The sequence below is a fragment of the Pseudomonas izuensis genome (assembly GCF_002356535.2).
GTDB lineage: Bacteria > Pseudomonadota > Gammaproteobacteria > Pseudomonadales > Pseudomonadaceae > Aquipseudomonas > Aquipseudomonas izuensis.
In genome coordinates, this window is the sequence record NZ_AP017423.2 from 5,049,390 (window position 1) to 5,061,969 (window position 12,580).

A 12,580-nucleotide genomic window follows, 5' to 3' on the forward strand; every position below is an offset into this window, starting at 1 on the left:
TCCCACGATGGAATGCATTTCAACTGGGGGAGCGAGCCTGCTCGCGAAGAGGTCCGCACCGGCACCGCAAATCCGGCTGAACGCAACACTGCGACACCCCGCCACGCCACGACCTTGGTCGACACTGACTAACCCCTGCCATCGTGCGAGACTGTCTGTCCGGGCGGGAGGTCCGGGTGTCTTTGGTTGTGTGGAGTTCCCATGTCGCTGTCCAGCGGGCTGATTGCCGCCGTCGCCCTGGCCTATATGGCCATCATGTTCGCCATCGCCTTTTACGGCGACCGTCGCAGCACGCCGTTGCCGCCACGGATGCGTGCGTGGGTGTACAGCCTGTCGCTGGCCGTCTATTGCACCAGCTGGACATTCTTTGGCGCCGTGGGTCAGGCGGCGGAGCAGCTTTGGTCATTCCTGCCGATCTACCTCGGGCCGATCCTGCTGCTGATCGGAGCCCCGTGGGTCCTGCAAAAGATGGTGATGATCAGCAAGCAGGAAAACATCACCTCCATTGCCGACTTCATCGCCGCTCGCTACGGCAAATCCCAATCGCTGGCGGTGGTGGTGGCGCTGATTTGCCTGGTCGGCGTTCTGCCCTACATCGCCTTGCAACTCAAAGGCATCGTCCTCGGGGTGAACCTGCTGATTGGTGCCGGCGCCGACGCCATGGGGGTTCGCGCGCAGGACACCGCGCTCGTGGTGTCACTGGTGCTGGCGTTGTTCACCATCGTCTTCGGTACCCGCAACCTCGACGCCACGGAACACCACCGCGGCATGGTACTGGCGATTGCCTTCGAATCGCTGGTCAAGCTGTTCGCGTTTCTGGCGGTCGGCGCGTATGTGACGTTCGGGCTGTATGACGGCTTTGATGACCTGTTCAATCAGGCCATGCTCGCCCCGCGTCTCGAGGATTACTGGAAAGAAACCGTTAACTGGCCTTCGATGGTGGTACAGACCGGGGTGGCGATGATGGCGATCATCTGCCTGCCGCGACAGTTCCAGATGACGGTGGTGGAAAACATCGACCCTCAGGATTTGCGCCTGGCCAAATGGGTGTTCCCGACGTACCTCGCCCTCGCGGCATTGTTCGTCGTACCGATCGCCCTGGCCGGCCAGATGCTGCTGCCGAGTTCGGTGCTGCCGGACTCCTTTGTCATCAGCCTGCCGTTGGCTCAGGCACACCCGGCCCTGGCCTTGCTGGCCTTCATCGGCGGCGCTTCGGCGGCCACCGGCATGGTGATCGTGGAGTGTGTTGCGCTGTCGACCATGGTTTCCAACGACATGCTGTTGCCATGGCTGTTACGCCGCAACAACGCCGAACGGCCGTTCGAAGTGTTCCGCCAGTGGATGCTGTCGGTGCGCCGCGTGAGTATCGTGGTGATTTTGCTGCTGGCTTATGTCAGCTACCGATTGCTGGGCTCGACCGCGAGCCTGGCGACCATCGGCCAGATCGCCTTCGCCGCCGTGACGCAATTGGCACCAGCCATGCTCGGTGCGCTGTACTGGAAGCAGGCCAACCGACGCGGCGTATTCGCCGGCCTCGCCACCGGCACCTTCCTCTGGTTCTACACCCTGATACTGCCCATCGCCGCCCACAGCCTCGGCTTGCCCTTGAGCAATTTCCCGGGCCTGGCCTGGCTGCACAGCAACCCGCTGAACCTGCCGATCACACCACTGACCCAAGGGGTGGTGCTGTCCCTTGCCGGCAACTTCACACTGTTCGCCTGGGTTTCGGTGCTGTCACGTACGCGAGTATCGGAACACTGGCAGGCCGGTCGATTCATTGGCCAGGAAATCAGTGCCCGCCCCAGCGCGCGCTCGATGCTGGCGGTGCAGATCGACGATCTGCTGCAACTGGCGGCCCGCTTCGTCGGTGAAGAGCGCGCCCGCCAGAGCTTTATCCGTTTTGCCTACCGCCAGGGCAAAGGCTTTAATCCGAGCCAGAACGCCGACGGTGAATGGATCGCCCATACCGAGCGATTGCTGGCCGGTGTCCTGGGGGCTTCGTCGACGCGCGCGGTGGTAAAAGCCGCCATCGAAGGTCGGGAAATGCAACTGGAGGACGTCGTACGCATCGCCGATGAAGCCTCGGAAGTCCTGCAATTCAACCGCGCGCTGCTGCAAGGGGCCATCGAGAACATCACCCAAGGCATCAGCGTGGTCGACCAGTCGCTGAAGCTGGTGGCCTGGAACCGTCGCTACCTGGAACTGTTCAATTACCCGGATGGCTTGATCAGCGTCGGCCGGCCGATTGCCGACATCATTCGCCACAACGCCGAGCGCGGCCTGTGCGGCCCGGGCGAAGCCGAAGTGCACGTCGCCCGCCGCCTGCACTGGATGCGCCAGGGGCGTGCACATACTTCCGAGCGGTTGTTCCCCAACGGCCGGGTGATCGAACTGATCGGCAACCCGATGCCGGGCGGCGGTTTCGTCATGAGCTTCACCGACATCACCCCGTTCCGCGAAGCCGAACAGGCGCTGACCGAAGCCAACGAAAGCCTCGAACAACGAGTGGCCGAACGCACCCACGAACTGTCGCAGCTCAACGTGGCCCTGACCGAGGCCAAGGGCACCGCAGAAGCGGCCAACCAGTCGAAAACCCGCTTTCTGGCGGCGGTCAGCCATGACTTGATGCAACCTTTGAATGCGGCGCGACTGTTCTCCGCCGCGCTCAATCATCAGGACGATGGCTTGTCCGGTGAGGCGCAAAAACTGGTGCAGCACCTGGACAGCTCACTGCGTTCAGCCGAAGACCTGATCAGCGATCTGCTGGATATTTCCCGCCTCGAAAACGGCAAGATCAATCCCGACGCCAGGCCATTCGCACTCAATGAGCTGTTCGATGCCCTGGGCGCCGAATTCAAGGCACTGGCACGGGATCAAGGACTGGAGTTCCGCGTGCGGGGCAGCACGCTGCGCATCGAAAGCGACATCAAACTGCTGCGCCGGATCCTGCAGAACTTCCTGACCAATGCCTTCCGCTATGCCAAAGGCCCGGTGCTGCTGGGGGTTCGCCGTCGCCAGGGCGAGCTGTGCCTGGAGGTCTGGGACCGTGGGCCGGGCATTCCGGAAGATAAACAGCAGGTGATTTTCGAAGAATTCAAACGCCTCGACAGCCATCAGACACGCGCCGAGAAAGGCCTGGGCCTGGGGCTGGCGATTGCCGACGGACTGTGCCGCGTGCTGGGGCATACCTTGCGCGTACGTTCATGGCCCGGGCGCGGCAGCGTGTTCAGCGTCAGCGTACCCCTGGCCCGGACGCAAGCCACGTTGCCGGCCAAGGCAGCCGAGCTCAATGGCAAATTGCTCAGTGGTGCGCAGGTGCTGTGCATCGACAACGAAGACAGCATCCTGATCGGTATGAACAGTTTGCTGACTCGCTGGGGTTGCCAGGTCTGGACCGCGCGCAATCGCGACGAGTGTGCGGCGCTGCTCGGTGACGGGGTGCGGCCGCAACTGGCCCTGGTGGATTACCACCTGGACAATGGCGAAACGGGCACTGAATTGATGGCCTGGTTGCGCACTCGCTTGGGCGAACCGGTGCCCGGCGTGGTGATCAGCGCCGATGGCCGTCCGGAGACCATGGCCCAGGTGCATGCAGCCGGACTGGATTACCTGGCAAAACCGGTGAAACCGGCGGCGTTGCGGGCGTTGTTGAGCCGGCATTTGCCGTTGTAATGGTTTGAGTTTTGCGCCGGCAGGAATGACGCCATCGCGAGCAAGCTTTGCTCCCACAGGATTGATGCTTGCCGCGAGCTCGGGGCACACCCTGTGGGAGCAAAGCTTGCTCGCGATGCTTTTCTGGTTATTCCGGTAATTCGACCAGTCCGTCGACATCCGTCATCGCCCGCTCCAGCAAGTCCGCTGGCAAGCTTTTGCTCGCTCTCGCCCCGAGCAATTTCAGCTGCTCACTGCGGCTGACCAGGTTGCCGCGGCCTTCTGTCAGCTTGTTGCGCGCTGCGCTGTAGGCTTTGTCCAGTTGCTGCAAGCGATTGCCGACTTCATCCAGATCCTGAATGAACAACACGAATTTATCGTACAGCCACCCCGCCCGCTCGGCGATTTCCCGGGCGTTCTGGCTTTGCCGCTCCTGCTTCCACAGGCTGTCGATAACGCGCAGGGTCGCCAACAAGGTGGTCGGACTGACGATCACGATATTGCGGTCGAACGCTTCCTGGAACAGTGTCGGTTCGGCCTGCAACGCGGCGGAAAACGCCGCTTCGATCGGTACGAACAGCAGCACGAAATCCAGACTGTGCAAGCCATCGAGCCGCTTGTAGTCCTTGCCGGCCAAACCTTTGACGTGATTGCGCAGGGACAATACGTGCTGCTTGATGGCGATCTGGCTGATGCCCTCGTCTTCGGCCGCCACGTATTGCTGATACGCCGTGAGGCTGACTTTGGAGTCGACCACCACCTGCTTGTCGCCTGGCAGATAGATGATCACGTCCGGCTGGAAACGCTCGCCATCCGGCCCCTTGAGATTGACCTGGGTCTGATACTCGCGCCCCTTCTCCAGGCCGGCATGTTCAAGCACCCGCTCCAGAATCAGTTCACCCCAGTTACCCTGGGTCTTCTGCCCCTTCAAGGCACGGGTCAGGTTGGTGGCTTCGTCGCTCAGGCGCAAATTGAGTTGCTGCAAACGCTCCAGTTCCTTCGCCAGCGAAAAGCGCTCCCGGGCTTCAGCCTGATAACTTTCCTCGACGCGCTTTTCAAACGACTGGATGCGCTCCTTCAATGGATCGAGCAACTGCCCCAGTCGCTGCTGACTGGTTTCGGCGAAACGCTGCTCTCGCTCATCGAAAATTTTCCCCGCCAGTTCGGCGAACTGCGCACGCAGCTCATCTCTTGATCCTTGCAGGTCATTGAGGCGCTGCTGATGGCTTTCCTGCTGCTCGCGCAGCTCGGCATTGAGCGACGCGGCATGGGCATCCAGGCGGCGCAATTCGGCATCTTTGCCAGCACGCTCGATATTCCAGGCATGGGCGGCGTCGCGAGCATCGTCGCGTTCAATTTGCAGCAGCTCGACTTCGCGACGTACCGCCGCCAGGTCAGCTTGCCGGGCGGCATTGGCCTGGCCGAGATCGGCTACTTCATCGCGACAGGCTTCGAGTTGCGCGTTCAGGCCATCCTGCGCCAGTTGCGCCGTGGCCAGGCGCTCTTGCAGAAGCGCGGTCTCTGCCTGTGCCGTGCTTACCCTGCTTTGAAGTTGCCAGGCCACCACCAGTAACGGCAGAGCAGCGCCCCCCAGACCGAGCAATGCGCTGGTCAAGTCCATAGCCATAGCCATTCCTGCCATTGAAGTATTGCTTGAAGGTTAACCAAGGCGTCAGGTCTTGGACAGCTCAGTCTTCGATCCGGCCCAGTTCCTGTTGTGCGCGCAGATCCCCTGCCCGCGCGGCTTGGCGCAAGAGGTCCTGGCCGATGCGACGGTCCCTGGCATTGCCGCACTCACGGCACATCAACTGGCCGAGACGGCTTTGCGCAGCCACGACACCCTCACGGGCCGGTTGCTTGAGCAAACGCCCGGCGATGTGTTTGACGTTGGTGTTTTCACCCAGGTGCGGACTGTCCAGCAGCCATTCGGCCACCCGCATCGAAAAGCGCTTGGGCGGGGCAACAGGGGATGTTTTGGACGTGGAGGACACGGACGGTGTACGAAACTTCATAAAGCACTGTGGGCAGATCGGAAGGCGCGCCACTCTACTCTTTTTTTCTTACAGGTAAAGGTGAAAAAATCGCGGCACGCCCGTCCTAGAGCAAGCGCTCGGGACAATCCACAGAAGCTGTGGATAACTCAGTGGACAACCGCCCCCGAACTGGCGCAAAGCCCTATGGAATGGGGCCTGCAGTCAAACTGACGATTTTTTCACCAGTAAAAAAAAGCGATGTTTTTCATTGACTTAAATTTTGGTTACAGGCACCCACTGTACTTGAAGGCTAGATGACAGCGGGGTGACAGGCTGCGCTACTAATGTGCACAAGTACCTTCGTGGTGGTTATATCGCTGACCTTTTTCGGCGCACTTTTTCTCTTTTTCTGGGGATAACCCCCGCAAAACCCGTGATCCAGACTGTTCGCCACTGGTCGGATCAACCGGACCACCCGTCGGATTCCGGGCGTTTACAGGGCACCTTTCTGGTTCATGACCTGGGGCAAATCACTTCACGCCGCCGCAAATGGCATGGATGGCGAATCTTTTTTGGCTAACACACTTCCCTTCGACAGTTCAATCCGTTAGTATCCGCGGCGTTAGTACCAAGCTGAAAGTCAATTCTGGTCGAACAAATCCCCCCGGTCAGCCTTCCCACAGGAAGCCCTTCACCGAACAAGCGGGATCGACCACCTCGATGGTTTCCAGGTAAATCCTGCATCAACACAGCCTTTGAATCGAAAGCAAAGGGTGTTGTCAGGCTCACTTACTCTGACCGAACCAACCTGCAAATTGATCAGGATCTTCACCCCGGGCCCAGAACCTTTGCCCTCGATGTGTTGCCTGCCCTCCTAAGTACCTACCTGCCAGCCCAAGCGCGCCAATTATCAGCGCTTCAAACTGGCTGCTTTGTTCCAGTCGGGTTCTTCGTTCGACCAACGGTGGTCGTCGTTACTGGAACGTTTTAATTTTGCACGGCTCTTATCCGTGTCGCTTGTAGGAACACCCATGACTATGTCTACTCAAATCCATGCACAGGATGCCATCCGCACCCTAACCAATGCTTTTGCACCAATGAACTGCCTGATCATGGCCGCTCGCAAAGGCTGTTTCAGCTTTACCCTGGTCAACGAACACGGCATCGCCCGTCACAGCGAACGCCTGTACCCCGATCAATACTCCAGCGCAGAACCGCTGCAGGCCGTGATCGAACGTACCCGTCAGGCACTGGTTGCCTGAGACGCCAGCAAGGCTGAAACATCAAAGGCCCCGCTCAAAAAGCGGGGCTTTTTATTGCCCGCCATTTCACGTCAGCCCACCCCCGCCTAAGCACCAACCGATATAACGGTTATAACTCGAAGCCGGAAATATTTTAAAAACAGGCCTTTACGTTACCAATATGACACTACACTTCAACTCAAGCGGTCTCATCCGCTTCCGGCGAGCCTGAGTCGATTCACCGCTGCCAACGCTCCTTTCAGGTATCGCCGCCCATTTCATGTTTCGAGGGTTTTATGGGTATCGCTGCCAGCGAACTGTGCCGCTATGTGATCCGCCCGACATTGATTTACCTTGGACGCCATAGCGCCACCGCCGAATCCCTGCTGCTGGGCATCGCCGCCAGCCAGTCAGCCCTTGGTACCGCCCTGCACGACCGCCGTGGACACGGCCTCTATCGAATCGCCGAACCCCGCCATCAGGCACTCTGGGACCACTATCTGGCACTGGACCCCGAGCGCGCCAGCCTTGTCCGTGGCCTGGCCAGCCAGCATGCCTTTCTCAGTGGCCCGCACCTGGAGTTGACCGTCAACCTGCGTTACGCCACCGCCATCGCCTGGCTGCTGGTCGAAGAACAGAACACCCCGCTCCCCGAAGCAGACGACCTGTTGGGAATGGCCCGAATCTGGCGCCAGACCTTCCAACCCCAAGGGCGCCTGAGAGACTTCACCTACGCCTGGCAAACCTGTGTTTCACCGCTGAATCAGGTTGCCTGCTGATCTCACCTGGATCCAAAGATCGCACAACAGGTCGCGAATCTGGTCGGATTGTCCTACAAAACCGCTCTAAATCAAGCGATACAGCCTATGGCGCTGGGACGAAAATGTTGGTAATTTTCGCCCCGGTGATCATCAGGAGTTCTAATAATGAAAAAAGTAATGCTCAAAACCACCATTAGCCTCGCCGTTGCCTTGGCATCCACCCAGATCTTCGCAAGTGGCTTTGCCCTCAACGAACAAAGCATCAGCGGGATGGGGACTGGTTACGCCGGGCGTTCTTCTTCTGCCGATGATGCAAGTACAGTTTTTGGCAACCCTGCCGGTATGTCTCGCCTCAAGGGCCAGCAAATCACTGGCGGTATCGCAGCGATCGACGCCTCGACCGATATCAAAGATGCCAGCGGCAGTTCAATCGGAACCAACAAAGGCGACATGGTTCCGTTCACTACCGTACCGATGGGTTTCTATACCAATAAACTCAACGATGAATGGTCGGTCGGTGTTGGTGTCTACGCTCCGTTCGGGCTGATCACCAACTACGAAACCGGCTTTCAGGGCCGCGCTTTCGGCAGCAAGAGCGAAGTCAAGGTCGTCACTCTGCAGCCAACCGTCAGCTACGCGTTCAACGATAAAGTATCGATCGGTTTTGGCCCTACCATCAACCGGATTTCCGGCGAGCTGCAATCGGACATTTCTCTCAACCCAAGGACTGGCGACAACAATATCCAGATCAAGGGTGACGATACGGCCTTGGGCTGGAACGCCGGCGTCCTGGTGCAAGCCACCGACACCACTCGCGTGGGCCTGACCTATCACTCGAAAGTGAACTACAAGCTCGACGGCCACACCGAAGTGACTGCCGGCGGTGGCGTGCCACCTCAGCTACTCAAATCCAACCGTTACGATGCCTCGCTGAAGATCGAAACACCTGAGTCCTATGACCTTTCCGTGACTCAGGATATGAACGAGGCCTGGAAACTCTATGCCGGTGCTACCTGGACCCGCTGGAGCCGCCTGAAAGACATCACCGTCAACAACGAAGGCGTAACCGCAGCCAGCGGTGGTGCCCTCGCCCCACAAATTGTTGGCACCATCACGGAAGAGCAGAACTGGCATGACACCTGGGCCTACGCCGTGGGTACTTCCTACCAGTTGAACAAGCAGTGGGTACTGCGTACCGGTCTCACCTTTGACCAGTCGCCGACCAACAACACTGATCGTTCGCCACGCATTCCTACCGGCGACCGGACGATTTTCAGTATCGGTGCGGGCTTCAACCCAACCGACGACTGGACCATTGACGTGGCTTACTCCTACCTTCAGGAAGAAGATGTCACTGTCCAACGCACTAACCGCTTGGGTCAGTCCTACAACGCCAAGTACGAAAACAGTGCGAACGGTTTCGGTGTTGGTGCTACCTATCGCTTCTGATGATGCACGGCGAGCTTGAACCGCTCGCCACCGGAATCAAAAAAGCCCCGCGCTCTGTACAGAGGCGGGGCTTTTTTGTGGGCAATAGCCCAATGCCCTGTAGGAGCCGGCTTGCTGCGGGCGGCGATCCGACGAAGACGGTATTCCAGTCAATCATGCCGCGCCTGATACACCGCCATCGCCAGCAAGCCCGCTCCTACAGGGGGTTATCCAGTTTCAGATCATGGGGTGGACGCTAACGGTGGCGAAGCCAGGGCTTTCTCCACCGCCGCGATGAAGTCGGGATCATCAGGCTTGGTCAGGCTGGAGAAACTGGCGATCACCTTGCCCTGGCGATCGACTACGTACTTGTAGAAATTCCATTTCGGCGTACTGCTCTGTTTGGCAAGCACCTTGAACAGATGGGTGGCATCGTCGCCGCGGACTTTCTGCGGCTCGGTCATGGTGAAGGTCACGCCGTAATTCACATAGCAGACCTTGGCGGTCTCAGCACCGTCCTTGGACTCCTGCTTGAAGTCATTGGACGGCACGCCGATTACCTCCAGCCCCTGCCCCTTGAAACGTTGATTCAACGCCTCAAGGCTTTTGAATTGCGGGGCGAAACCACAGAAACTCGCGGTATTGACCACCACCAACGGCTTGCCGGCGAAGCGCTGGCATAAATCGATGGATTCATTGGCGCGCAACTTGGGTAATGAACCTTGCAGCAACTCCGGGCACTCTGCCGCTTGAGCCAATCCGGTAAACGCTACCAACGCGGGAACTGCAAACCAGCGCATCAGCATATCGGTGCTTCCTTGTGAGGAATCGTCAGGAATGGAAGTTACTCGTCCTCACATCCTGCTAGCAAGCTAACAAACCGCCATACCCAACTGCATCAACGCCAGCCCACCCTGATGCCAGCCCCACCAGGCCAGGGCCAGCAGCAAGGCACAGACAGCAATCAGGGTGATTCGCGGAAAGAGACGGTTCATATCGCACTCATTTGGGATTGCAGCCGCGCCACCGGCTGCTCACGCACCGGCCAGTTAAGGGCGGCGGCCATCAGGCTCAGGAGAATCGCTACCTGCCAGATCAAGTCATAGCTCCCGGTTCGATCGTACACCACCCCGCCCAACCATCCACCGAGGAACGAACCGAGCTGGTGAAACAGGAACACAATCCCGCCGAGCATGGACAGATTCCGTACGCCGAACAAGGTCGCGACCGTGCCGTTGGTCAAGGGCACCGTCGACAGCCAGAGGAAACCCATGGCCATGCCGAACAGATAGGCGGTTGTCGTGGTCACCGGTGCCCACAGGAACAGCGCAATCACTACCGCCCGCAGCACATACAGCCCCGTGAGCAACCGCGGCTTGGACATGCGCCCGCCCAGCCAGCCTGCGGTGTAGGTGCCGAAGATATTGAACAGGCCGATCAGCGCCAACACCGTAGTACCGACCGTCGCCGGCAGATGCTGATCCACCAGGTACGCCGGCAAGTGCACGCCGATGAATACCACCTGAAAACCGCAGACAAAAAAACCGAATGCCAGCAGCCAGAATCCTGAATGCGAGCAGGCCTCGTGCAGGGCCTCGGACAAGGTTTGCTCATGGCCGAGTACCGGCAAGGGTTTGTCCTTGAGCATGCTTACCAGCGGCACGATCAGTGCCACCAGCAGTCCCAGCGCCAGCAGGGCCGTGGACCAGCCGAGCCAGCCGATCAACCCCAGCGTGCCGGGCAGCATGGCGAACTGGCCGAACGAACCGGCGGCGCTGGCAATGCCCATGCCCATGCTGCGCTTCTCCGGCGGAACCGCCCGCCCGACCACGCCGAGGATTACCGAAAACGAAGTACCGGACAGGCCGATACCGATCAACAGACCGGCACTCAACGACAAGGTCATTGCCGAGTCGGACATGCCCATGAACACCAGGCCCAAGGCGTAAAATATGCCACCGATGAGCACCACTTTCGCCGCACCGAAGCGGTCGGCCAGCGCGCCGGTGAAGGGCTGCGCCAGGCCCCAGATCAGGTTTTGCAGGGCGATGGCGAAGGCAAAGACCTCACGCCCCCAGCCGAACTCGGCACTCATCGGCGCCAGGAACAGGCCGAAGCCATGTCGCACTCCCAGAGACAACGCAAGAATCAGCGCACTCCCCAACAGAACCCAACCGCACGTACGCCACATCGATGTCATTCTTGTTCTCCGGGCGCGGGTATATACCCGCTTAAGATCGAACAAACCGGCATTACGCCAGTTCGTCCAGCAACTTCAACAACATTTCACGCTTTTCGGCCCCCAGCCGATCAACCAACCGCTGTTGCGCCGCCTCCCAGGCCGGCAAGGCTGCCTGCAACCGCTCGGCCCCGGCTTCGGTGAGCAGGACGATACGATTACGCATGTCCTCGCCTTCCACCAGCGTCACCAGGCCCTCACCTTCCAGCACACGCAAATTGCGCCCCAGGGTGCTGCGATCCAGCCCCATGGCTTCCGCCAGGATGGAAATGCTGGGTTGATCCAGGCGCTGCAGATTGCACAGCAAAGAATACTGCGCGACGTTGATCCCGAAGCCGTCGAGAGCGCCGTCGTAATGCCTGCTGACGCCACGGGCGGCGCGACGCAGGTTGATGCATAAACATTGGGAGTCGAGCATGGTGCGTGTATATACCCGTGGTGAGAAGACTGCAAATTTATGTTACACCGATCCTGTAGGAGCAAAGCTTGCTCGCGATGGCCGTTACGCGGATTCAGACAGAAAACCGCGTCATCGTTCATCGCGAGCAAGCATTGCTCCTACAAAGCGAGACCCACCAGCAGCACCATCTCCAGCAACTCCAGCAACGCCCCCGCCGTATCGCCCGTCGTGCCACCCAACCGTCGCAGCATCACTTGTCTCAACCAGACAAACAACAGGACCGCCAGCCCCACTGCAAAGATGCCGCTGACACCCGCGATCAACACACAGGCCAGCGCACTGACCAGCAACACCTGCTTGCCCGTCGATCGCGGAAGATGATCGGCCAGCGCCTGCCCCAATCCACCGGGACGCACATAGGGCGTCGTCAGGAATAATCCGAGCAATGCGCTACGCCCCAACAACGGAACGATGATCAGTGCCACGGCGTTCTGTTGTTCGATCAGCGCCAGCAACGCGGAAAATTTCAGCAGCAACACCAACACCAGCGTGACCACCGAGATCGGTCCGCTGCGCGGGTCTTTCATGATAGTCAGCGTGCGCTCGCGATCACCGAATCCGCCGAGCCAGGCATCGGCGCTGTCGGCCAGGCCGTCCAGGTGCAACGCGCCGCTGAGCAGCACCCACACCGTGAGCAACAGGGCCGCGTGCAGCAACAGCGGTGTCCCCAGCAACAGCCAGTTCATCCCCCACAAAATACCGCCGAACAATAAACCCACCAGCGGATAAAACAGCAGTGACCGCCCCAATTCCTGCGGTGCCGGCATGCCCGGCAAACGAATCGGCAGGCTGCTGAGGAATTGCAGGGCGATCCAGAACGGCAACAT

11 protein-coding genes are annotated in these 12,580 nt (G+C 59.5%); 4 read left to right on the forward strand and 7 right to left on the reverse strand.

Annotation, left to right across the window (positions count from 1 at the left end):
• The first annotated feature begins 201 nt into the window (after nucleotides 1–201).
• The gene (locus LAB08_RS22340) at nucleotides 202–3,672 is read left to right on the forward strand and encodes a hybrid sensor histidine kinase/response regulator (RefSeq protein ID WP_096509674.1); all 3,471 of its coding nucleotides are present in this window, start codon (nucleotides 202–204) and stop codon (nucleotides 3,670–3,672) included.
• A 127-nt stretch (nucleotides 3,673–3,799) separates the two neighbouring features.
• Here LAB08_RS22340 and LAB08_RS22345 read toward each other — a convergent pair whose 3' ends face one another.
• On the reverse strand, nucleotides 3,800–5,278 hold the full coding sequence (locus LAB08_RS22345) for a DNA recombination protein RmuC (RefSeq protein WP_096509673.1): 1,479 nt from the start codon (nucleotides 5,276–5,278) through the stop codon (nucleotides 3,800–3,802).
• 61 nt (nucleotides 5,279–5,339) lie between these two features.
• Nucleotides 5,340–5,663, reverse strand: a complete 324-nt coding sequence (locus LAB08_RS22350) for an SEL1-like repeat protein (RefSeq protein WP_096509672.1) — start codon at nucleotides 5,661–5,663, stop codon at nucleotides 5,340–5,342.
• 998 nt (nucleotides 5,664–6,661) lie between these two features.
• Here LAB08_RS22350 and LAB08_RS22355 point away from each other — a divergent pair.
• The 3 genes from LAB08_RS22355 to LAB08_RS22365 all read left to right on the forward strand — a co-directional run bounded on the left by LAB08_RS22355 (nucleotide 6,662) and on the right by LAB08_RS22365 (nucleotide 9,075).
• A complete protein-coding gene (locus tag LAB08_RS22355; RefSeq protein ID WP_003204606.1) occupies nucleotides 6,662–6,886 on the forward strand; it encodes a hypothetical protein in 225 nt (74 codons plus the stop codon).
• 275 nt (nucleotides 6,887–7,161) lie between these two features.
• Nucleotides 7,162–7,644: a hypothetical protein gene (locus LAB08_RS22360; protein WP_096509671.1), complete on the forward strand. Its 483-nt coding sequence runs from the start codon at nucleotides 7,162–7,164 to the stop codon at nucleotides 7,642–7,644.
• 147 nt (nucleotides 7,645–7,791) lie between these two features.
• On the forward strand, nucleotides 7,792–9,075 hold the full coding sequence (locus LAB08_RS22365) for an OmpP1/FadL family transporter (RefSeq protein ID WP_096509670.1): 1,284 nt from the start codon (nucleotides 7,792–7,794) through the stop codon (nucleotides 9,073–9,075).
• 221 nt (nucleotides 9,076–9,296) lie between these two features.
• Here the strand turns inward: LAB08_RS22365 and LAB08_RS22370 are convergent, their stop codons facing one another.
• From LAB08_RS22370 to LAB08_RS22385, 5 genes are all read right to left on the reverse strand, one after another.
• Nucleotides 9,297–9,860, reverse strand: coding sequence for a glutathione peroxidase (locus LAB08_RS22370; protein ID WP_096509669.1), 564 nt, complete (start codon nucleotides 9,858–9,860; stop codon nucleotides 9,297–9,299).
• Between the two features lie 66 nt (nucleotides 9,861–9,926).
• On the reverse strand, nucleotides 9,927–10,049 hold the full coding sequence (locus LAB08_RS30555; protein WP_256658581.1) for a hypothetical protein: 123 nt from the start codon (nucleotides 10,047–10,049) through the stop codon (nucleotides 9,927–9,929).
• Nucleotides 10,046–11,254, reverse strand: coding sequence for an MFS transporter (locus LAB08_RS22375; protein ID WP_096509668.1), 1,209 nt, complete (start codon nucleotides 11,252–11,254; stop codon nucleotides 10,046–10,048). Before LAB08_RS22375 ends, LAB08_RS30555 begins: the two co-directional genes overlap by 4 nt.
• 52 nt (nucleotides 11,255–11,306) lie before the next feature.
• Nucleotides 11,307–11,711 (reverse strand): MarR family winged helix-turn-helix transcriptional regulator, encoded by a 405-nt coding sequence (locus tag LAB08_RS22380; protein ID WP_096509667.1) that lies wholly within the window; start codon nucleotides 11,709–11,711, stop codon nucleotides 11,307–11,309.
• A gap of 140 nt (nucleotides 11,712–11,851) precedes the next feature.
• Complete coding sequence (locus LAB08_RS22385; protein WP_096509666.1) at nucleotides 11,852–12,580, reverse strand: adenosylcobinamide-GDP ribazoletransferase; 729 nt, start codon at nucleotides 12,578–12,580, stop codon at nucleotides 11,852–11,854.

Excerpts from the sequence above, each read along its gene's own strand:
- LAB08_RS22360 (WP_096509671.1), top strand. The coding sequence starts at position 7,162 with ATGGGTATCGCTGCCAGCGAACTGTGCCGCTATGTGATCCGCCCGACA.
- LAB08_RS22340 (WP_096509674.1), top strand. The coding sequence starts at position 202 with ATGTCGCTGTCCAGCGGGCTGATTGCCGCCGTCGCCCTGGCCTATATG.
- LAB08_RS22355 (WP_003204606.1), top strand. The coding sequence starts at position 6,662 with ATGTCTACTCAAATCCATGCACAGGATGCCATCCGCACCCTAACCAAT.
- LAB08_RS22345 (WP_096509673.1), bottom strand. The coding sequence starts at position 5,278 with ATGGCTATGGACTTGACCAGCGCATTGCTCGGTCTGGGGGGCGCTGCT.
- LAB08_RS30555 (WP_256658581.1), bottom strand. The coding sequence starts at position 10,049 with ATGAACCGTCTCTTTCCGCGAATCACCCTGATTGCTGTCTGTGCCTTG.
- LAB08_RS22380 (WP_096509667.1), bottom strand. The coding sequence starts at position 11,711 with ATGCTCGACTCCCAATGTTTATGCATCAACCTGCGTCGCGCCGCCCGT.
- LAB08_RS22350 (WP_096509672.1), bottom strand. The coding sequence starts at position 5,663 with ATGAAGTTTCGTACACCGTCCGTGTCCTCCACGTCCAAAACATCCCCT.
- LAB08_RS22370 (WP_096509669.1), bottom strand. The coding sequence starts at position 9,860 with ATGCTGATGCGCTGGTTTGCAGTTCCCGCGTTGGTAGCGTTTACCGGA.
- LAB08_RS22365 (WP_096509670.1), top strand. The coding sequence starts at position 7,792 with ATGAAAAAAGTAATGCTCAAAACCACCATTAGCCTCGCCGTTGCCTTG.
- LAB08_RS22375 (WP_096509668.1), bottom strand. The coding sequence starts at position 11,254 with ATGACATCGATGTGGCGTACGTGCGGTTGGGTTCTGTTGGGGAGTGCG.
- LAB08_RS22385 (WP_096509666.1), bottom strand. The coding sequence starts at position 12,580 with ATGTTGCCGTTCTGGATCGCCCTGCAATTCCTCAGCAGCCTGCCGATT.